At 62.2% G+C, this 21,033-nt stretch carries 19 protein-coding genes; 5 read left to right on the top strand and 14 right to left on the bottom strand.

The window, feature by feature from the left end:
- Positions 1-5: 5 nt before the first annotated feature.
- The gene (locus tag ACZ5B4_RS05085) at positions 6-3,197 is read right to left on the bottom strand and encodes an efflux RND transporter permease subunit (RefSeq protein ID WP_464913350.1); all 3,192 of its coding nucleotides are present in this window, start codon (positions 3,195-3,197) and stop codon (positions 6-8) included.
- Between the two features lie 9 nt (positions 3,198-3,206).
- Positions 3,207-4,853, bottom strand: a complete 1,647-nt coding sequence (locus tag ACZ5B4_RS05080) for an efflux RND transporter periplasmic adaptor subunit (RefSeq protein ID WP_464913349.1) — start codon at positions 4,851-4,853, stop codon at positions 3,207-3,209.
- A 170-nt stretch (positions 4,854-5,023) separates the two neighbouring features.
- Between ACZ5B4_RS05080 and ACZ5B4_RS05075 the strand changes: the two genes are divergently transcribed.
- Positions 5,024-5,164, top strand: coding sequence for a hypothetical protein (locus ACZ5B4_RS05075; RefSeq protein ID WP_464913348.1), 141 nt, complete (start codon positions 5,024-5,026; stop codon positions 5,162-5,164).
- 204 nt (positions 5,165-5,368) lie between these two features.
- Complete coding sequence (locus ACZ5B4_RS05070; protein ID WP_464913347.1) at positions 5,369-5,635, top strand: hypothetical protein; 267 nt, start codon at positions 5,369-5,371, stop codon at positions 5,633-5,635.
- Between the two features lie 106 nt (positions 5,636-5,741).
- On the opposite strand, the gene ACZ5B4_RS05065 is transcribed toward ACZ5B4_RS05070, so the two are convergent.
- Positions 5,742-6,557, bottom strand: coding sequence for a TolC family protein (locus ACZ5B4_RS05065; protein ID WP_464913346.1), 816 nt, complete (start codon positions 6,555-6,557; stop codon positions 5,742-5,744).
- A complete protein-coding gene (locus ACZ5B4_RS05060; protein WP_464913345.1) occupies positions 6,506-7,153 on the bottom strand; it encodes a hypothetical protein in 648 nt (215 codons plus the stop codon). The genes ACZ5B4_RS05065 and ACZ5B4_RS05060 overlap by 52 nt, the downstream gene beginning before the upstream one ends.
- Positions 7,154-7,364: 211 nt before the next feature.
- Between ACZ5B4_RS05060 and ACZ5B4_RS05055 the strand changes: the two genes are divergently transcribed.
- Positions 7,365-8,450 (top strand): IS630 family transposase, encoded by a 1,086-nt coding sequence (locus tag ACZ5B4_RS05055; RefSeq protein ID WP_464911496.1) that lies wholly within the window; start codon positions 7,365-7,367, stop codon positions 8,448-8,450.
- A 4-nt stretch (positions 8,451-8,454) separates the two neighbouring features.
- Here the strand turns inward: ACZ5B4_RS05055 and ACZ5B4_RS05050 are convergent, their stop codons facing one another.
- The 7 genes from ACZ5B4_RS05050 to ACZ5B4_RS05020 all read right to left on the bottom strand — a co-directional run bounded on the left by ACZ5B4_RS05050 (position 8,455) and on the right by ACZ5B4_RS05020 (position 14,610).
- Positions 8,455-10,665 carry a YfjI family protein gene (locus ACZ5B4_RS05050; RefSeq protein ID WP_464913344.1) on the bottom strand — a complete coding sequence of 737 codons (2,211 nt, stop codon included), beginning with the start codon at positions 10,663-10,665 and terminating at the stop codon, positions 8,455-8,457.
- Positions 10,666-11,220, bottom strand: coding sequence for a hypothetical protein (locus tag ACZ5B4_RS05045; protein ID WP_464913343.1), 555 nt, complete (start codon positions 11,218-11,220; stop codon positions 10,666-10,668).
- 4 nt (positions 11,221-11,224) lie between these two features.
- Positions 11,225-11,596: a dATP/dGTP diphosphohydrolase domain-containing protein gene (locus ACZ5B4_RS05040; RefSeq protein ID WP_464913342.1), complete on the bottom strand. Its 372-nt coding sequence runs from the start codon at positions 11,594-11,596 to the stop codon at positions 11,225-11,227.
- Positions 11,597-11,676: 80 nt separating this feature from the next.
- The gene (locus ACZ5B4_RS05035; RefSeq protein ID WP_464913341.1) at positions 11,677-12,114 is read right to left on the bottom strand and encodes a hypothetical protein; all 438 of its coding nucleotides are present in this window, start codon (positions 12,112-12,114) and stop codon (positions 11,677-11,679) included.
- Positions 12,101-13,372, bottom strand: a complete 1,272-nt coding sequence (locus ACZ5B4_RS05030; protein WP_464913340.1) for a DNA N-6-adenine-methyltransferase — start codon at positions 13,370-13,372, stop codon at positions 12,101-12,103. The genes ACZ5B4_RS05035 and ACZ5B4_RS05030 overlap by 14 nt, the downstream gene beginning before the upstream one ends.
- Before the next feature lie 36 nt (positions 13,373-13,408).
- On the bottom strand, positions 13,409-13,876 hold the full coding sequence (locus ACZ5B4_RS05025; protein ID WP_464913339.1) for a hypothetical protein: 468 nt from the start codon (positions 13,874-13,876) through the stop codon (positions 13,409-13,411).
- Positions 13,877-13,893: 17 nt separating this feature from the next.
- Positions 13,894-14,610, bottom strand: a complete 717-nt coding sequence (locus tag ACZ5B4_RS05020) for a hypothetical protein (protein ID WP_464913338.1) — start codon at positions 14,608-14,610, stop codon at positions 13,894-13,896.
- A 143-nt stretch (positions 14,611-14,753) separates the two neighbouring features.
- Between ACZ5B4_RS05020 and ACZ5B4_RS05015 the strand changes: the two genes are divergently transcribed.
- Positions 14,754-14,948 (top strand): MerR family transcriptional regulator, encoded by a 195-nt coding sequence (locus tag ACZ5B4_RS05015; protein ID WP_464913337.1) that lies wholly within the window; start codon positions 14,754-14,756, stop codon positions 14,946-14,948.
- Positions 14,949-16,246: 1,298 nt separating this feature from the next.
- Positions 16,247-16,519, top strand: coding sequence for a hypothetical protein (locus ACZ5B4_RS05010; RefSeq protein WP_464914048.1), 273 nt, complete (start codon positions 16,247-16,249; stop codon positions 16,517-16,519).
- A gap of 84 nt (positions 16,520-16,603) precedes the next feature.
- Here ACZ5B4_RS05010 and ACZ5B4_RS05005 read toward each other — a convergent pair whose 3' ends face one another.
- Genes ACZ5B4_RS05005 through ACZ5B4_RS04995 form a run of 3 tightly spaced genes read right to left on the bottom strand, consistent with a single transcriptional unit; the run spans position 16,604 to position 20,984 of the window.
- Positions 16,604-17,566, bottom strand: a complete 963-nt coding sequence (locus ACZ5B4_RS05005) for a phospholipase D family protein (RefSeq protein ID WP_464913336.1) — start codon at positions 17,564-17,566, stop codon at positions 16,604-16,606.
- Complete coding sequence (locus ACZ5B4_RS05000; protein ID WP_464913335.1) at positions 17,559-19,346, bottom strand: ATP-binding protein; 1,788 nt, start codon at positions 19,344-19,346, stop codon at positions 17,559-17,561. The genes ACZ5B4_RS05005 and ACZ5B4_RS05000 overlap by 8 nt, the downstream gene beginning before the upstream one ends.
- An 18-nt stretch (positions 19,347-19,364) precedes the next feature.
- Complete coding sequence (locus ACZ5B4_RS04995; protein WP_464913334.1) at positions 19,365-20,984, bottom strand: DEAD/DEAH box helicase; 1,620 nt, start codon at positions 20,982-20,984, stop codon at positions 19,365-19,367.
- Between the last annotated feature and the right edge of the window lie 49 nt (positions 20,985-21,033).

Below are 21,033 nucleotides of genomic sequence, written 5' to 3'. Positions count from 1 at the left end.
CAAGGTCACACCGAAACCGGCTCAGGCACGCGCCGCGCGCCGGGTTCGGCAGGTTCAACAGGCTCGGTATCCTCCTCGTGGTCATGGTCATCCCTTCCTTTGGTGGGAAGATTGAAAATCACATACAGCACGCGGAGCACGAGCAGGCTCATGATCATCGCGCTGCACACGCCGCCGATGACCACTGTCGCCAGGGGCCGCTGCACCTCCGCCCCCATGCCTGTGCTGAAGGCCATTGGCACAAACCCCAGACTGGCCACGAGCGTCGTCATCAGGATGGGGCGAAGCCGCGTCATCGCCGCCTCCTCGACCGCTTCGTCGAGCGACCGCCCTCGTCGCCGGAGTTGCCGGATTGTGGAAACCAGGAGCATGTCGTCCAGCACGGCCACTCCGGAAAGCGCAATGAAGCCGACCGCCGCTGAAATCGAGAACGGCATGTCCCGCATCCAGAGTGCCACGATCCCGCCGATCCAGGCGAACGGCACGCCCGTGAAGACGCGTAGCGAGTCGATCATGTTCCGATAGGTCATGTACAGCAACACGAAGATCATCAGCAGGGCGACCGGCACGACAATCATTAGCCGGGTCTGCGCCCGCTGAAGGTTCTCAAACTGTCCGCCCCACTCGACGCGGTAGCGGCCCGGAGGCAGTTGCACCTGCTCATCAACCTTCCGCTGGGCCTCGGCGACGAAGCTGCCCATATCCCGCCCGCGGACGTTTGCTTCAATCGTGATCCGCCGCTGATACCATTCCCGCTTGATAGTATTAGGTCCTTCCACCGTCTCCACGGTCGCCAACCGCGAGAGCGGGATACGTTCTCCCGACGGCGTGGCAACCAGGATCGACTTGATCGCCTCCGGGTCGGCCCGCGCCTGTTCGGGAAGGCGGATGATGAGCGGGAACCGCAACTGGCCCTCATAGACCTCACCGACATGTTTACTGCCGAGCGACTGCACCAGGTCGAGCACGGTCTTGGCAGGGATGCCGTAGCGGGCGATCTCGTCCTGCTTAATGTGGATTTGCAGCACCGGCTGTCCTGTGACCTGCTCGACCTTCACGTCGGCGGCCCCGTCGATCGACTTCAGTACCCGTTCGATCTCGGCCGCCTTGGCGACCATCAGGTCGAGATCATCGCCGTAGAGAATCGCGGCCACGTCCGAACGGACGCCGGAAATCATCTCGTTCATCCGCATCTCGATCGGCTGCGTCATGGCCAGCCGGGGGCCGGGCAGGTCGCGGAGTTCCTCCTGAATCAGGACCGTGAGTTCTTCCTGCGTCTCGGCCTGTTTCCATTCCTCGCGGGGCCGGAGCGTGATGAACAGATCGGTCAATTCGGTCCCCATCGGGTCGGTTGCCACCTCCGCCGTGCCGATCCGGCTCCAGACCTGCGCGATCTCATCAGGGAACTTTTCCAGCAGCACCTTTTCCATCTGCGTGTTGTAGCGCATCGACTCTTCCAAGTCGGTTCCCGCCAGCCGCACGACATTGACGACAATTGCCCCTTCCGAGAGCCGCGGCACGAACTCGGTTCCCAAGTTCGGGGCGATCATCCCCAAGGACACGATCAGCAGACACAGAGCGAAGCCGATCACCGCGAGCTTGTGATGCATGGTGAACCGCAAGACCGGGGCGTAGAGCCGCTTCAGAATTCGGATGAGCAGCGGCTCTTTCTCTTCCAGCCGTTTTGGAAGAACCAGACTCGCGAGAACGGGCATCAGGGTCAGCGAGAGGACCATCGATCCCGCCAGGGCCATGATCACAGTCAGCGCCATCGGCCGGAACAGCTTTCCTTCAACCCCTTCGAGCGTGAGGATCGGCAAGTACACGATCATGATGATCAATTCGCCGAACATCGTCGGCTTGCGAACCTCGACGGCCGCATCCCGGATGATCTGGAGCCGGCTGCGTCCATTCTGTCCGTGGGCCAGGTGCCGCACGCAGTTCTCGATCATCACGACGGAACTATCGACGACGAGGCCGAAGTCGATGGCTCCCAGGCTTAGCAGGCTTGCGGCGATGCCGAACCGCCACATCCCGGAAAAGGCGAATAGCATTGATAGCGGAATCGCCAAGGCGACGATCAGCCCGGCCCGTAAGTTCCCAAGGAAGATGAACAGGACCGCGATGACCAGCAGTCCCCCCTCGAACAGGTTCTTCTGAACTGTGTGGATGACGTGGTCCACCAGTTCGGTCCGGTCGTAGACGGTCTGGATCGCGACGCCAGGCGGCAGAGTTTCCTTGATCTCCTCCAGTTTATTCTTGAGCGCCCAGGTGACTTCGTGGCTGTTCTCGCCCATGAGCATGAAGCCGAGACCAAGCACTGCCTCACCCTGACCGTTGGCCGTCACCGCGCCACGGCGGATTTCGTGTCCGATTTGCACGTCCGCCACATCGTGAACCCGGATCGGCACACCGTCCTGGGAGCTAATCACGATGTTCTCGATCTGCTCCATGTTGACCGTGCGGCCCACGCCGTGGACGAGCAGCATCTGGCTGCCGTCGGTAATCGTGCCGCCGCCGACGTTCTGATTGTTTTGTTTGATGGCCTCGGCGACCTGATCGAACGTCAGGCCGTGCTTAATCAGCCGGTCGGGGTCAAGGCGGACTTGATATTGCTTTTCGTAGCCCCCCCAACTGTTGACCTCGGCCACGCCACGGACGGAGCGAAGCTGCGGCTTGACGACCCAATCGTGAAGAGTTCGCAGTTCGGTGAGCCGCCGGACACGCTCTTCGTCTGAGACCCTGGTGAAATCGACGCCTTCGTACACCAAAACATAATGAAAGACCTCGCCCAGGCCCGTCGAGACCGGTCCCATCTGCGGGCGCTGGATGCCTTCGGGCAGTTCGACCGTGCTGAGTCGCTCGTTGATAAGCTGCCGGGCGAAATAGATGTCCACCCCGTCCTCGAAGATCACCACCACCTGGGAGAGACCGAACTTGGAGATCGAGCGCAAGTCTTCCAGGCCGGGCAGGCCGCTGATCGCCTGCTCAACCGGAAAGGTGATCTGCCGCTCGACCTCCTCGGGCGAAAGGGCCGGGGCGACGGTGTTGATCTGAATTTGGACCGGCGTGGTGTCCGGGAAGGCGTCGATGTCCAGTTGTCGCAGGGAGACAACACCGACGCCGCCCAGCAGCAGCGCTCCCAGGATGACCAGCGCCCGGTGGCGCAGGGAAAAATCGATCAGCCAGTTAAGCATCCGTGCCTCCTATTCCGCCACGCAGGCGCAGCCTTCGCCGAGATTGTTCTTGAGAAGCTGCGCTCGCAGCACATCGCTCCCTTTCGTCACCACCACCTCTCCGGGCAAAACACCGGCGATGATTTCGGTGGACTTACCGTTCTTCGCCCCCATACGAACGGAGCGCACGTGGAACACCTTGGGACTCTCCGGGCTGTCGAAGTAACCCTTGTCGCGGACGAACACCACATGGCAACAGCCTTCCCAGTGGATAGCCTCCTTGGGGACGACAATCGCCTCCTGTTCCTCCCGCAAGACGACCCGGCCGGTCCCGAAGGTTTCGTCGCGGAGTTGTCCGTCCGGGTTTGGCAGTTCGGCGCGAACCTTCACCATCCGCGTCTGCTTGTCCGCCGCCGTGCTGATCCAAGTCAACTTGCCGGTCACTTCATTCGGACTGCCGTCAGGCCGGAACCGAACGGGCTGCCCGACCGAGAGGAAGCGTGCTTCTTCAAGGGGAATGTTGAGCGTCAGCCACATCTGGCTGGGGTCAGCGACCTGGAAGAGGGTTCGCGTCGGATCAACAACCTCCCCCGCGACCACCTGTCGGTCCACAATCACACCGTCGAGCGGACTCCGAATCGGGATCAGGTTGGCGGTCGTCGTTTGGGGGGCGAATTGAGAGACCAGATCCTCCGGCAGGCCGAGAAACCGCAAGCGATCCACGATCGCGTCATTGGCACGACCCCTCAACTCTGAGACATTGATGGGCAGACCCAAGTTAGCAAGGGACTGCTGGGCGCTGAGCACCTCGGCTTCCGCCTGTGCAAATGCGGTCTCCGCTTCGAGAATCTGCCGTCCGGGAACGACTCCGCTGGTCAACCCCTTGAGCCGATCAAGCGTCTGACGTGCGAGGTCTTCCGCCACCAATGCTTTCACCAGGTCGCTCTTTGCGCGACCCACTTCCATCGCGTCCACAATGGCCAGAACGTCTCCTTCACGAACGGAGTCGCCGATGCTCTTCAGCACGCGGAAAGTCGTGCCCGGCACACGGGAAGACAGGCTGGCAAGCCGCGTTGCGTCGTAGGTGATCTCGCCGTTGCCCGCGACCCATTCACTAAGGGGCTGCCGCTCGACCAGTTCGACATCGACTCCGGCTTGTTTGACGGACTCGATCGACGCAAACTGGATTCGGCGTTGGTAGACTTTGCAGACGGCGTTGTTCTCCGGCCGGCTCCGCAGGGCCAAGGCGCGTGCCGCCCGCTCCAGGTCCGCCTCCGAAACGACCGGTGTTTCCTTGAGCTGCGCCACGTCGGGGTGATGCAGCACGCAGTTGTGTACGCCGTGCTCCGGGCACCAGCCGTAATCCGGCCCCTTCGGCAGGAGGTCGGGGTTGCACTCGACGCACTGCGATTCGGGAACGCCGTGCTCTTCACACCAGTCCGCCCGTTCCGAGGGTGCGGCGCCCGTCAGCGCTGAGAACTTCGGCAGTTTCCAGTCGAAGTGATGGCCGTAATAGAACAGCCCTCCGAACGCTGCGAAAACCAACAGCGCCGGAAGACTTGAGAGCAACCAAGCCAATGGACGGAGAAATCGCTTGTCGGCTGGCGCTCGTTGTTCGCGATCACGGGCGGTCACCGCAGGGCCGTGCGGCGCTCTGCCAATAACGGTTTGACTCATGACAATTCCTTCCTTTAAGCGGGAAACCTTGAATCTGCCGCTACGCCAGGTGAGGCGTAGCAAAACGTCAGGCCACGAGGGACGCAGACGAAGTGGAGCCAACTGGTCATGAGGTCGCCGAAGCGTCGGCTCTACCACGGCACAAATGGCCGCAGGAGCTCGCCTGACCAATGGCGCAGCAGGAAGGCTTAAAGCAGCAAAGAGGCGAACGCGAGACGGATCGCCATGCCGGACAGAAGATCCGGACGAAGGTGATACTTCGTCAGTTGCGCCACAGCGATTGGGGCGAGGGACGCCCCGACCTCGATTGACGGCAGCGGCAGAGCCTGCCAGAGGTGCGAATCAATCGAGAATGCCTTGCCCGGCTTTTCGACGAGGATCTGACAGACGCAACCATTTGCGCATGGTTCGTCGGCCGGTTCCCGCCGCTCACGATCCTCAGATGGCCGCTGCCCGCATGGGGGACACGCCGGCTCCGATGCCCCACACGAACATCCCGTCATCTGGGGAAGTGCATGCGCAACGTCTGCATCGCCCATGCAGAAGAGCGGGCAAAGCAGCACGCGAAGGGCGATGAAGGAGCAGATGGCGTTGCGAAACATGAAATCCTTGCTCGGGAGACGATCTCCTCACCGGATACTCTCGACCATTTTGATAATAGCGAAATCAGCGTGTCGGGGCAAGGGCAGCAGTCGTTCTCAGCCAGCCTGTCGGTCTCGCCGACAGCCGATCCGTCTGCGGCGAACGCACCGGCCTATTCCATTTCCGCATCGGCAGGTTGAGCGAGGCGTCTTGAGTCGTATCTGCCGAAGAACCCGAAATTTTCGCCTGAAGCCTGGCTATCGGCAGGCCGGGAGCAAATCGTCCAGACGAATTCCGCGCGTCGCGCTACTGTCCAGAGAGAGCCTCGTCGCGAAGCCCCACCCCTTGCAGGTTTCCGCCCCCGGCATCCGGGACATCATCCAAACCGCCTGTGAGCAACAGTCCAGTAATCGCAACATCGGCCTGCCGAAGCGAAACCAGTGAGTTCACATAGGCGAGGTTCGTCTCGAAGTAACTCCGGCGGGCGGTCAAGACGCGGAGCAAATCGAATTCCCCTTGTCGATATCCTTCCTCGGTCAGGCTGAGGTTCTCCTCGGCTGTGGGCAAAATCTCGTCACGGTAGCGCACGACTTGGTTCCTCGCCTTCTGGAAATCGCGGAGCGCGGCAGCCAAACGCGACCGTAGCGCCAGTTCGAGCCGTTGCACATCGTTCATAGCGCGACGGTACTCGGCAGCCGCAAGCTGGATGTTGCCCTGGTTCCGGTTAAAAACGGGAAGCGGGACGCCCAATTGGACACTGGCAATTTCGTCGCCACTCGCGTTGTCGTGGGCCACTCCAACCTGTGCCAGGACATTCGGAATAGGCTGCACTTCCTGCCGGCGGATTTGAGCGCGAGCGCGGGCCACTCTCGCACGGGCAGCCTGGATCTCGGGACTAGCTGCCAATAGGTCTGCGAGCATCGCCTCAGGATCGTGGAAGGATACCTCCTCGTCGAGCTTGCCAGCGAGGGTCGTCGGTGGGAGATGGGGCTGTCCAAGGACATTCGCCAACTGCTTCCACGCCGCCTCGTACTCATATCTGGCGTTTTGCGCAAGAATCTGGACTTCGTTCAGTTGAATGCGCGCCTGAAGCAAATCCGGGCGAGCAGCCTGCTGAGCCATGAGAAGTTCCTCAGTGCTCTCCACGCCCCGCCCGGGGCGACCTGCTCGTACTGCTCCGTGCCGATGAGCCGGTAGCTGGTCACCGTCTTGAAGTCCGAGACGTTCCGCACCGCGCAGATGTTCCGCCAGGTCCGCTCGACGGAGAAGAAGCCGTCCAAGAGGAACTTGTTGGCCACGTTGGAGAGGATGCCGCCGATGTCGATGGTCGAGAACCCGGCCTCCAGCTCCGGCCGAAAGGCGAAGCGCAGCACGGCGCGACTGTCGCGGAAGCTGCGGCCCGTGTAGCCGTTGGCCCAGGCGGCTTCCAACAGCAGCTCCTGGAGGCCGATGCCGCCGCGGAACCGGCGGCCGGCTGCTTCCAGGGTGGGCTCGTCGAAGAGCTCTTCCACGCCCACGGCCTTGGCCGTGAGCATGCAGGCGGCCTCCAGCAGCCGGCCGGTGACCACCTCCGGGCTGCGGACCTGCACGGCCGGGGCCTTGGGCCGCTCTTCCCGCAGGACCGCCAGCGCTGTGCGACTGATGTCCCACTTCTCCTGGATCGCCTGGGCCTCGATCTCCGGGTGCCGGCCGGCACAGACCTGGCGGATGGCCAGCACACGGGCGGCCTCGGCGGCCTGGTCGTCAGCCGCTCGGGGCTTGGCGTCTGGAACTTCGGGCTCGGGCCCGGCATGGTTGTCAGCCGCTGCGACCTGCGTCTTCGCAAGATCATCAGGCTGCACTTGATTGGTGCTAGTGTAGTGTCTTGTAATTGAGGGAACTTATCCATGGCCGCCGGCGTCTCACTCTCAGACCGAGGAGGATGACGCCATGCGAGTTGCGAAAGCCATCGAGTTGAGTGACGCGGAACGAACGACGCTGACGAAATGGTCGCGGGGTCGGAGCACGCCGGCACGCGTGGTGTTGCGTGCCAAGATCGTCCTGGCCGCGGCGGCGGGCAAGCGTAACGACGAGATTGCCGCCGAACTCGGCTGCACGCGTCGCACGGTGGGAACGTGGCGGACCCGCTTCCTGGAGGCGGGTCTGGCGGGCCTCGACAAGGACAAGCCGCGCGGCGGTCGCAGACCGAAGGTCCGCGCCGCCAAGGAGGCGGAGATCCTCCGCAAGACGACGCAGGAGAAGCCCGCCAACGCCACGCACTGGTCGACCCGCTCGATGGCGAAGGCCGTGGGGGTAAGCAAGGCGACTGTGCATCGCATTTGGCGTGACCACGGCTTGAAGCCGCACTTGGTGAAGACCTTCAAGGTCTCCAACGATCCGCGGTTTGTCGAAAAGGTCGTGGACCTCGTAGGCCTGTACCTCAACCCGCCCGAACACGCCTTGGTGCTCTCCTGCGACGAGAAGAGCCAGATTCAGGCGCTCGATCGCACGCAGAAAAGTTTGCCGCTGTATCCCGGCCGGTTGGGTACGCTGACGCACGACTACAAACGCCACGGGACGACGACGCTGTTTGCGGCCATCGAGGTGGCTGAAGGCAAGGTCATCGCCGAGTGCATGCCGCGACATCGCCATCAGGAATGGTTGAAGTTTCTCAAGAAGATCGATGCGGAGACGCCGCCCGAACTCGACTTGCATTTGATCGTGGACAACTACGCCACGCACAAGCATCCGAAGGTGCAGCGGTGGCTGGCACGGCACCAACGCTTTCACATCCACTTCACGCCGACGAGTAGTTCCTGGCTGAATCTGGTCGAACGCTGGTTTCGCGACATCACGGATCGCCGCATTCGCCGCGGCGTCTTCAAGAGCGTTCGGCAGTTGGAACGGGCGATCTATGAATACATTGCCGATCACAATGCCAATCCCAAGGGCTTCACGTGGACGGCCAAGGCCGAGGCGATCCTCGCCAAAGTCCGTCGCGCCCGCGCCGCACTGGATAAGGCCCCATCTGAGTGAGACACTACACTAGCGCGTTGCGGACCTCCTCGATGTCCCGATCGCTCCACTTCAACCTGCGAGACATCTCCCAGTGTGGCATCCATGCGTCTCCGCGTCGCTGCTTCCACATCGTGAGCACCTCCAGCATCCGCTTGCAGCGGGCGTCGAACTCGCCTTCGGCCACGTGCTGGCCGGCCATGAAGAGCATCCGCTGTGTCTGGTAGTCCACGAACCGGCAGGCCCAACGCACTCCAGGCTCACTAATTCGCATGTGTAGGTGGTTCTCGCTGGCGGCGTAGACCAGCGCCAGCTTGCGGGCCTTCTCGTAGGCCCTCGCCCAGATGGCCATGCCCGCCGGGTCGTCCCGGTCCTCGGCCTCGGCGTAGCGGTCGTCGGCCAGCGCGCGGAATTCTTCGAGCGCCGCCTCGGCTTCTGGTGTGGCCTCCACGCACACCGGAATTGGGTGCCAGTCGTCAAGATTGCCTTGACCAGGACGGAAGTCGGACCACCACCGCGCCGTCCGGAGGATGGTCTCGGGAATCGGGCGCGATACCGGCGTCTGGCCCCGGCCGCGCTTGCCCGCCTCCAGCACGATCAGCCGGGCGAAGAAGCCGTTGTTGAGCATGCGAACACTTAGGGCCTCGTAGTAGTACTTGGGCACGGCTGTGCCGAGCATGCACAGCGACGGCTGGTCGATTACCCCTGGCGAGCGTCCCCCGGCCTTGACTCGCAAAGGATAGATGGTGCTGCTGGAGGTGTACATCTTCAGCAGCACGTTCATGATGCCCTCGTACCTGGCGTCAATGGCCCGATTGATGGCATTCATCAGGCCGTCGATCTCGTCGGTCTGGAACAGGACCGAGGGCGTGAGGAACAGGCGGTCCTCGATGCCTTCCCCGGAGGCGAAGGCGTCGCCCAGGCAGTCCTGCAGCCCGGCCTCGACGCAGATCCTCTGGTTGACTTTGCGGGGCTCGTTCTTGCCTGCGCCGCTATTGGCCAGGGCTAGGACATAGAGGTTGGTGCGGTTGTCGGCCGCGTCGCGTACCTTGCGGCCGGCCAGGAAGGCCTGGAGCACGAGCGCTGCGGCGAACGCCAGGGCCGGCTGGGGATAGGGCGAGACGGCCAGCGTGTAGTCCACCACCTGCCGAATGAAGCCGGGCACGTCTAAGAGGTCTTCCGGCATGGGGCCAGGGTCGGGCGCCGTGGGCTCGGCTGGGGGCAGTGCGTTGCTTGAGCCAATGATGCCTGACAGGTCTACCGGTTCGCCGTTCGGTCCGGCATGTCTGGCCTTGGCGATGGTGCGCCGCAGGTAGTCGGGCCGAAGCGCCTTTTCGGGCTTCTCGCCGTGCTCGCGCCGGAAGGCGATCAACAGATTGGCCACCTCCTGCTCGCTCCAGCCCTGAAGCACAGCCAGCGTGGCCAGGCTCAGGTCGTAGCCGCTAGCGGACGAGTCGGCTAAATCCGTCCGCTGCCGGTTCCATGTCTGCCTGAACAGGGGGCTCAAGCGGGCGGCTTCCGCGAACTTGTCCTGTGGCGGCTCGGCCCCCGGGTTGATCACCAGTTCGCCCACGCTCGCTGTGGCAGGTTCCGGCTCGCTGAGGAGGTAGGTTTCAAAATCGTCGGGGGCGTAACGGCGGCTGGGTTCGAACTCCAGGATACGCACTTCGACCGGCGTGTGTGTGCCGTTGTGGTTGAGCGTCCCCGGCAGCCGCAGCACGCGGGTCAAGTCGCCGAGGTTCTCCAACGCCCAGCCTCGCGCGGCGGCCTTGCGGCAGACCAGCCCGTGCCAACCCTTGGCCAGCGTGGCGGCCTGCTGGCGCTGCGCGTCATCGGCGAATAGCCAGGGCTCGTGCAACAGCCAATAGGCATGCAGGCCGTGGCCGCTGTGGACGATGGCCGAGGGCGACAGTGGCATCTCGGTCAGGAGGCCGCGGGCTTCGTCGATGCTTGTCGGCAGATTGGCCTTCGGGTGAGCGTCGCTTGCTACGTCGATGTCGCACCACAAGCCACCGATACCGGCGATGTCGGCTAGCTTCCCACGCCCCTGTGGGCAGCCGGCAACCAGCCCAAGGCCGAAATACACGTTCTGCGTGCGGCTTTGCTGGCTAGCGTATTCGGCCAACTGCTGGTAGTCGGCGAAGAGCCGCGTCTGCCGCCCCGGCGTGGTGAATACGGCGATCCGCCGCTCGGGTGCGAGCGCCTCGCTGAACAGGTTTTCCAGCAACTGCAGCATCTAGCGGGCTCCCAATCGCCGTCCCATGTGCACGCGGCCCAAACGGATCTCGCCATCATCCAAGAGGCTCAGGATGCGACTTTCGCCGCAGTACAGGTGCAGGCCGCCATGGGCGAAGAAGGCACTGCCGAGGTGCTGGTGCGCCATGATGCTGGCGAGGGCTTCCGCCTGTTTGGGCACAGGGAAGAGAAAAGCGAAGGTCGGCACGACGGCCACGCCGCCGTCGATATAGAAAGCCGTGTTCGTGTAGTCGATCGCCTGATTTAGCCCCGGGCCGATTTTTTCACCAGAGCGTTTGACCTCGAGCACGATGGCACCATACTGCCAACCGCACCCCAGTAACTTGCTATCAGGTAGCAGCAGCAGGTCGGCGCGGACTCCGTGGAACGGTTGGAAGTGGTGTTTCCACAACGGTTCACCGACGACTTGGCGATAGACAACAAAGAGCTTGGATAGCTCTAGGAATTGCGCCAAGTATTCCTCCGCCTCGGCTTCCGTCTGCCAATGGCCACAAGTGAGGTTGCGGGACGGTGCGTTCCAAGAGGTGCTGAACATCGCACTACTCCCCCTGTTTCCTCGCCGGAATGTCGATCATCTCGGGCAGCGCCTCCTCGAAGTGGCACACCCCCAGGATGTTCCAGGCGGCGTGGGCTAGGTGGTCTTCACTCGCATCGCCGGCCAGGTACAGGTAGATGTGCCGGATGGCGTGGTTGAGCATCACGCTGGCCGGGATGCCGCGGGTCCAGTTGTGCTCGCCGTACTTGGCCGCACCTTCGGCGCAGGTCTGGGCCAGACGCCGCAGGCCGATCGGCGTGATCAAGTCCCACCGCTCGCCATCGGCGTCGGTGCCGCGCACCGCCCCGGTGGCGAAACGGGTTACTGGCAGGCTGCCGACGCTGACGTAGGGTTCTTCATGCTGCTTAGTGCTCATGCGGGCTCCTGGCCACGATGAAATCAGGGAACATGTCCACGGTGGATAAAACCGCAGACAGATCTACGCATCTGGCTGTGTTACTTGCCTCGCGCTGGACTGCGCATCCTCGGAAACACCGGATTGGCCAGGGCCCACTGGACCCAGGCTCGGATTTCTTGCCGTAGGCGATTCAGGTCCGCGGGTTCTGGTGGCCAAATCACGCCTCGCCACACCGTGCGAATGCTGACGACGGACATTTGCTCGGCATCCCCTTCGATCACCAGCACAGTGGCCGGACACCCCAGCGTCAGACGCTCGAATAGAATCCTCTGCCCCTTGGGGAGTTCCGTGTGATCTTTCCATTCCAGCAGGAGCAGGTTGCCTTTGATTTCCGTAATGGCATCGATGTCCGTGAAGGCGATCCGGCCGGGGAGGCAATCGGAAAGGAGCCGAAACTTGACTCGCTTCTTCTGGTTGAAGCATCCCTGCTTCTGGCAATCCCAGTGCAGTACATGGGGCAGATCATTGGGCGACATGGCACACCATCCCCAAGTCCGCGAAGGCTTGCTGGAACCGGTCCACCTGGGGGCCGCAGTAGATCACCGCTTGGCCTTGTAGCGGGCTGGCCGAATCCCTATCAGGCCGCCAGAACTGCACCCGGCCGGCGGGGAAGCAGACCGCTTGGGCGGCGGCCAAGAGCGCCTGGAACCAGCGAGTCTCCGTGGCGTTATTGACCAGCACCACCGCCTGTGTCACGTCGCCCCGTTGGACGTGTTGGACGAGTTTGTCGGCGAACTGCTGCACCAGCGGATGCGCGTAGGGCGGGTTGAGGAACACGCGGCCCTGCCAAGGGTGCGCAAGCCCGTCCTCTTCGGCAGTGAAATACTTTGCTGCCTGGACGACCTGGTTGGCTACAGGGGTGGAAGCCGGGTCCAGGTCGATGCCGCCCATGACGGCCACCGCCCGCTCGATGAACTCCCGCGGCGTGTACCACTCGCTGTCGCCGCTGTTGTAGGCGACGTGGGGCAGAGGGCGTGGCTCCTCGGGCTCCGGAAGACTGGGCTCCCAGAGGGTGTCCCGGTGCGGCACTATGGATGGTTCCTCTGGTTCAAGGTCTTGGAAGGGTTGTGGGCTTGTGGCAGGACGGAGAGCCTTGGCCACACGCTCTTCCACCTCGGCCACCGTAGGGTTGGCCTGGGCGACCCAATCGACGAATTCCGCCCACCTGTCTTGGGGCAGCCTGTGGATGGCGGCTAGATGCTGGGCCTTGTCCATAAAACCTGTTAGTTGACTAACAGGTTTTTCGATAGAAAGAAGCACTTCTGCCGCAGCGCGGAGTTGTACGATGTAGCCATGCGTCTTCCCGATTCTCCTGGCGTACTGGCTTAGCCCACCAGTAACTCCTCGCCCCCCCATTCCCGGAGGCACCGCCTTCAACACATGCAACCCAATTTCCAGGGGCGACAGTTCCCCTTGGTTGTTGGACAATACCAGCTCCATCAGGGCTTGCTCGTCATCCAGCGGTTCCACCCAGGCCCAGACTTCTTTCAGCCCAGCTTGCCTTGCGGCACGGATACGATGGTGGCCGGAAACAATCTGAAACCGCTCCCCCGCAGGCCGGACGTGGATGGCGTGCTTCTGTGGATACTGGCCATTGAGATTCGCGGCGATGGCGTCAATCACGTCCTGGCGAAACGCCAGCCGCGGGTTGTCGGGGTGGTCATCCACCCGTTCCAAGGGTAAGCATTCCAGGGCGACAGTCATGGCGTTTCCTCCCGTACTGGCAGACTTCACCCTTCCAGAGAGACAGGCACGGCAAGGCAAAAAACGTCATTGGGGCGAGATTGCGGCCTGGGGGGTATCAGATACCGGCCCGGCCGCGATCGGTCGTGATTTCGTGCGCCAGAGAGCGGTCACGGGGGCTGAAGCATGCGCCACAGGGGCAGTTTCGCTCTGCTGGTCCTGGCGTGTGCGTCGGGCCTGCGCTGCTCGGCGACATTGCGCAGCGCGGTTTTCGTTCGGCGCCGGGTCGCGGCCAAACCGGAAGGGGTACAGCTCACAGTCCGTGACGGGGCAGAGTTGGACCTCGGTGGGGCTCGCGCCGCCGCAGTCGAGGCACTTGGCCTTGATGCGTTTCAGGACGCTGGCTTTTTGGATGCGGGCCACAGAAGTGTGGAGTCGCAGGGGATGGAGCGGACAGGCGGCGATCTTGCAGTTCACGACCTCCCACCGGTCAAAAGCGGAACAGTTCAGGCAGTAATCACTGATCAAGCCGGTCAATCGTGCCTTGGTGGTCATTCGGCAACTCCGAAACGTTAGAAGGGAACATCGTCACACTCGATGGTGGGGATGCCTGCCGCTATGGGCTCCGGCATCGGGCCTAGGGTGTAGCCCACGATGCGGTTGTACTTCTCGCCGGCGATGGAGCGCACCACGATCTTCTGTGTCCACGCCACGCCGCCCGCCTCGGCGATCTCCACGGCCCGCTCGGCCGTGTCCGGAATCGGGTCTGGCGAACGCTTGCGCCACCACTGTTCGGCCTTCTGACGGGCATAGCCGGTGTGCTCGAAGCAGATGAACTCGCTTTGCCAGGTGAACATGCCGATCTGGTAATCCACCCGCATGGTCTTGGGGGCCTCCGGCGGGGCGTCTCGCTTGGTGTGGACGCTGTAGCGAATGTCCAATACCTCGTATTCGGTGTCGGTGAACTGCCCTGAGAGCACCCCGGCGTTGCTGGCCCGGGCGTCGTGCTTGTGGCGTTCCGGCTGCGGAAACTTGTAGCCGCACTCGGGGCACGTGGCGTAGCCGGCGGCGATGACTGCGTGGCACTCGGGACACTCCTTGGCCGGGGCTTGGCCGGAGCCGCGCCCGGGCGCGTCGGGTATCCTGAGCTGATCGACCGGCCCGTGCCGCAAGGCGTTGCCGCCGAAATCCAGGATGAGGCAGTTCCGCTTGCCCGGATGCAGGCGGAAACCACGGCCGAGCCAGAAGGCGTCTTCGCGGAGGCCGACTTCCATCGATCCGGCGAACACGCACGTGAGCTCAGCCGCTGGCTCCATTCCTTATGTATGCCGTGTGCGGCCGATCTGTTGGACTTTTTTAGGCCAATTCCAAACCGGTCTGTTCAAGATACGGCCGGGCGTCTTCCACGGCTTTGCGCACCTGGTGGCGAGAAATGCCAAGTCATCGCGCTGCCGACGCTGCTCGGCTGTGTGGCGTCTCTTCGCGGACTTGGCGGGCGTGGGACGCCACGGGCAAGGTCCCCCAGCCGGTCCGTAGCGGACGGGGGTATTCGCTGATTGCCTGGTCGCTGCCGCGGAGAGTGCTTTATAGGTGCCATCCTTTAACCGCTCCGTCGGTGCTCGCATAGCTACCCTATAGCTACGGAGCCGATTCTCCCCCGCATGGACGTTCGGTCTGCTCGAACCGGCAGCCTGAGTAATCTTGGCTTCTCAGACTCGACCCATATGATTTGGCCACGAGTTCATTCTGCCAGACCCGGCAGAGCGAGTCATCTTCGTAAGATGCCTAGCACCGCCGATGACCAGCCCGGTGAGCATCTTCCGAATGAATTGTCAAGAGTGACTTGCGGAAAACGATCGTTCCACCCGGTCTGCGAACGCAGATACCATTCGACGCACTTCCTTCCGCAATCCAACGCTAGCTATTGTGGGGCCTCCCTTTCTGAATTCCTCTTACCTTCAAGGCTGCACTTTCTTAAAACCGCGTGGTTGTCGTTGCGTAACTTATTGTGCGTAACCGGTTAGGGTTTATTCTGCCCGTTAGACTAGTGTAGCCGTGACCTCTTATGGCGGAATAAGTTACTGCTTTTTTCAGAGAGTATAGTGCAAGGGATAGAAGGCTTTATTTTCCCCACCAATGTCAAGATCCACACTCCGGTGAACTCCAGAGGTGGGGGAGATTGACAAGCTCCATCCTCCCGTCCGAAATCCCAAACGGTTCTCCCTTCTCCATCCGCTGACAATTGCTTACCTGCTGGGGGGGCCGGTGGGTGCGGCAAGCGCAAGAATCGCATGAAACATTCGTAACTGTTCACGGCCCGGCGGCGTTTTTCGAGAGAAGTGATCTGGACTTGAGGGCCGGTTTTCTGCCACAACATTGAGCATAGAACCGGTTATCACGGAAGAAGTGATTGCCCGCCAGCCGCCAGAAGCCTAGGCCATCATTCGCCTGTTGCTGGCGAGGATCGCCGAGTTGGACGCGCGGATCGAGGAGTTGGAAGGGCAAGCGCAGGGCAAGACGCGGCAAAACTCCTCGCTGCTGCCCAGCACGCGGCATCCCCACGCCAAGCCTAATCCGCCCAGGCGCAAGTGGAAGAAGAAACGTGGCGGGTAGCCCAGCCACGAAAAACACTAGAGGCCGCTGATTCCCACGGAATACTGGCAGCACGTGGAGCCACTGAAGCCTAGCGAATGTCGGCGTTGTGGCGCACCGCTCTCGGGCAGCGATCCAAAGCTGCTGCGGCATCAGGTGTGGGAATTGCCCGCGACCACCGCTGCGCGGCGGTGCCCGAGCCGATCGTGACCGAGTATCGGCGGCATCGGCTGACGTGCCGTGCCTGTGTCGAAACGACGTGTGCGGAACTGCCTCCGGGCGTGCCGCAAGGGCAATCGGGGCCGCGGTGGATGGCCTTTGTGGCCTTGCTGAATGGCCTACTGTCGCCAGAGCAAGCGCCGCACGGCCGAGTTCCTCGGCACGCTCTTTAGGCAGCCGTGCTCCGCCTCCCTGACGGTGAAGATCCAAGACGAGGTGACGGCCGCCGAACGGTCGTTGCGTCATGCGGTGATCTGGCGGAAGCTCTCCTTCGGGACGCAAAGGGCCAGCGGCAGCCGCTTCGTCGAGACCATGCTGACGGTTATCGACACTTACCGCCTGCAGCACTGCAACGCCTTCGCCTTCCTGACCACTGCTGTCGAATAGCATCTCGCCCACCAACCGGCCCCCCCATTGCTCCCCAGGGTGTGAACGGTTACTGGCCGAGCTAACAACCCCGAAACAAAGAGTCTACCATTCCCAACCATCGACACGTCCGAAAAGCTCGGAATACCCCGGCTCTTCCAATCGGTATCTGGTGGGTACGAAGTGCCTTAACCAGCGAATCAGCGCTTGCAGATAGCGCTGGCGCTGCTCACCGTCCTGTCCGGCAAACTCCTCCCTGTTTCGAAGCCATTCGGCCATTTCGCCAAAGAACCGGGGCCGTGCAACAAACTTGTCGAACGCCGCGATGACTGGCAGAGCCAAGAGGGCCGCTGCAACTTTCTCTCCAAATTCCTTCTCGGTGAGCCCTTCTGGTAGGGAAAGAACATCCAAGTCATCGAGGATCGCTGCGCGCGTCTCCAAGTCGTGGAAGGTCCGCACCGACAGGTATCCTTCATAAAGACGGTCGGGACTACGGAAAGAAGGGAAAAGCGGAGAAACGTCAACTGGTTTCGGGATGGCGACCTCGACCTCAGGGGAGGCCGACATTAGTGGGGCCGTCCGGACGGCGTCTTCAAGCTGACAGCGTAACTCATCCGTGGCAGGAACAGATGTTCGTTCGAGACGGCGGGCGAACAGGAAAAGTTGGTTCGGGACCGGTCGCAGTGCTGCCATGATCTCGACGTTGCGAGGATCACAGAAAGCCAAGGCACTGTCCGTGATGTTGGACGAGCCCAAGACTGCCACGGAGTCATCGATCAAGATAACCTTCGCGTGCAAACGCGGGTGCAAAAGAAGGCGGGAGCCAGCTCGCGCCCGCACCGTATCCAGGACGCGGAGGTCGGATACGCCCGCCACAATCTCGTCAAGACGCCAGCGGGTGAAGACGGAAAGCGGAATGGACGGATCGGCCTCCGCGACCAGACGCTCCAAGGCACCTTGAGTAATGAAGGGTGCGATGAGCGTGACGTGGCCCCTTGCCTGCGCTACCAGTCGGCTCAGCGAGGAGCCGATGTCGTTGGTTATCAGCTCGACGCTCGTGTTACTCATTCGTTTCCTGCAGGAAATCGCGGGCCAGCCTGCCCCAGTCCTGCCGGGTGTCCTCAAGTTGCTGACGCCGCTGGTCGCCGGCTTCGTCCTCGAGGCGTGCCCACGCGCTCAGAAGCAGCTTCAGGGCCTTCAGCGCCGGCGTTTCGGCTTCGGCGTTCTCCTGCTTCAGAAGCTCGAACAGGTGCTCGCTGGCCGGGTGCCGCGTGTTGATATTGATGATGATCGTCCCCGCTTTCGACTTCACGTCGAAGATCGCCGGACCCGGGATTTCTGCCTCCTGGAACAGGAACTTGATGTTGGACCGCACGTAGGCGACAGCAATCTCTTTCGCCTGCTGCTCGGGCACGCCTTCGGCGATGAGTTCATTCTCGAGTTCCTGCTCGCGCTGGTCTTGGGGCAATTTCTCGGCCTGGTCGCTCTGGCCCTTGTCGCCGTAGACCTGGCGCCGCCGCAGGGTCGCACGCGTCGCGATCTCCTCTGCAGAGCCAGGCGGCGGCGTTCGTTCGCCGCCCCTGCGGGCACCTTCCCGCATGAGCTGGATTTGGGGGCGCAGGACCCGGTTAAGCATACTGCGGATCTTTGTCGAGATCTCGTACATCACCAGCCGCGGGTCGTTCGCCTCCTCGAGCCGCTCCCGATAATCTCCTGGAGTGAGACTTTCGTGCTTGGCGTCCTCGTCAAGGTCCATCTGCATGAACGCGGTCGCCGCCTGCTTGTTGTTTGTGACGCCGAACACGTCGTCGAGTTCCGGGTCGAATAGGACTTCCACGCCCCACCAGCGTTCTCGGGGGTCGTAGCGGTTGTCGAAGGATGTATTGAGCTCCAGTTCACGCAGGGCGCGGACCACGGAGACGCCTTGATTCTTGACAGCGTGGCGGCCGATGGCGGAACTGCCGCCGTGCGGCGGCTGGCGCACGACCGGCTTCGCCACCGAGAAGCGCAGGGTCACCTTGTGGTCTTTGCCTTGGTAGTTGACGGCGATGGCGTCTTCTCCCACGAGGTCGAACGCGGGTTCTTGGTCGAAAGGCTCGGGAGCGCTTGTGCCTTTCATGAGGTAGAGGGGATCGTTGGCGCGTACGTGCCGATTGACGTAGATCTGCAGGTCGCCGCCGTTCTCCTCGAACGCGGCGAGTCGAATGGTGGCTTTGCCGTCGTGGATGAAGTAGCGGTACATCCGCCCGACGAGGAACTCGGCATTGTCCAAGAGCGCCTTGCTGCTCTTCCAAGACACCCGGTCGAGCTCGGACCAGACGACGAGCGTACCGTGCGGACCGATCTTGTCTTGGATGAGGTCGATCCAGAACTCCGGAATCGGTTCTTCTCGCGGCTCCGGCACCTCGCGTAGCTTCCCCTTCTCGATCTGATCGACATCGAGGAAGCTATAAAGGCACGATTTGCCCTGCCACGTCCAGACCTCGACCTTGCGGCACTGCGAGATCGAGGCGTTGGGAAGCCCCATGCCGAACTTGCCGATTCCGTTTTGCATGGCGGGGTCGAGGTGCGTGCCATTGCCGAACTGCAGGGCCATGCGCAGCGTCTCGGCGTCCATACCCGACGCGTTGTCGTAGACCGCGATCCGGTCAATGCGCCGCCGCTGCCGCTGCCGGACGAGTTCGACCCGGTCCACGCAGAGAACCTCCACGACGGTCGGGATTTCCAGCCCCTCTCCCGCTTGGATGCTGTTATCGATCAGCTCGGCAATCGCGTGGGCTGTGTCGCGGTAGCCCGACGCACGCATCGACTTAATTGCCAGGTGCTGAGGAATGATGTCGTGAGCCATGTGTCCTCCGATAGCTGTTCATGCGTTCCAGATGTCTTCCCAGAAATTGAACGCCTCCGCAATACTCCGAAACCCCGGAATCTGATCAATGACAGTGATGACTCGGCACACAGGATTACCGCCAGCTCTCGGCCCTCGCGCAGCACGGCCGACCATCTGGCTGTAGAGAACTACGGAGCGAGTCGGGCGGGCTATAACTGCCACGTTCGTCCGGGGGGCGTCGAACCCCATCGTGAGCACACCGTAGTTCGTCAGGATTTGAATTTCCTCGCCATCGCGGTACTGAGCGATCAACTGACGTCGGCGGTCCGGTGGAGTTGCCCCGGTCACAGCCGCCGCCCGATATCCCTTAGTAAGCAGGAGATTAGCGAGCGTGTGGGCGTGCTCGACAGAGCAGGCGAAGAGGAGAATCTTCGAGCCACGATCTGCCTCTTGCATGACGCGAGTGAGGATGAGGAAGTTCCGTTGGTGATCTGCGGCGAGGCGGTGCAGAACCGAGTCCGGGAGGTCGAGGCCGTCCTGGAGTTCGCGCAACTCGGCTGCCGAGAGGCGAAAGTCGTCGCCCGGGACGTATGGTAAATGCACGTACTCAACCTTTGCGAGGTAGCCTTCCTGTTGAAGGTATTCGACCGGGTTGCTGTACCCGTCCACTCGCAGCGTCACTTTCCGCCGCGCGAAGAAGTCAGCGAGCTTTCGATCCTCCTCGGGGTCAAGCCAAGTGCGTCCCGGCGTGGCGGACAGCCCAAGGATGGCGCTCCGATCCGTCGGGGCCAGCATGTTCAGTAGGTGCTGATAAGTCGGCGCGACCGCCTGGTGAGCCTCATCCATGACCACGAGCCTGGTGCGTCGTGAAAGACCGAAGAAGTGAGTTTGGCGGGCGAGGCTGTCGCGGTAGAGGAGCCTAAGACCGCCGATTAGCAGCCCGCCACGCGCTCTCTCCAAATCGACTCGGTATGGACCGAAGTGGCGGAACAGGGAGACACTCCTATCGCCAATGGCTTTCCAGGCGCGCTCGAACTCCTCGCCCGCTTGCTCGCAGAGTTCCTCCGTATGGGCGAGCCAGACGATTACGTCGTCATCTTCGAGCCGCTCGCGGAAAAAGGAAGCGATGACGTTCATCGCGGTCCGAGTCTTGCCCGCACCAGTCGGCATGTGTAGAAGCACGCGAGGGGGCTGCCCGCAAAGAAGTTCGTAGACCTCCCGGCGCGCTCGCCTTTGGTGGTCAAACAAGGGGTAGTGCCCCGCCACCACTTTTTCTGGCGGGTGGAGTTTTTCGTCAGCCTCAGGCTTCGGGGGCTGACATCCGAAGAACCCGAAGAGGATGTTCGTGAGGGCGGTCCCGCGACGAAACTGAAGCCCTGTGATCGCAGCGTAGGGGTCGCCTGAGCCATCGACCTGAATTAGGCGACTCAACCGCTCGGCATCGGGGCGTGCGAGGGCAAGGAGGATGTCGTTCCGTCTACTGGCATCAAGGAGAAGACCTTCAGGTCCAATCTGCCGGATGATGAGTTCGGCAAGCCGTGACGCTGTAAGATTCCGTTCGTTGAGCAGTTCAAGTAGCTGGACAGTCGATGAACCGAGCATTCGCGCGAGGTGCTCGGCGCCGAGACGAACCAGCGTTTCTTGTAACTTGCTCACGAGACCCCCCACAGGCCTTGGTCATTGCCTGAATCACCCCGCATGTAAC

It is taken from the genome of Thermogutta hypogea (assembly GCF_055386265.1).
Note: the sequence above shows the minus strand (reverse complement) of the source record. Positions and strands in the feature narration are given on the sequence as shown.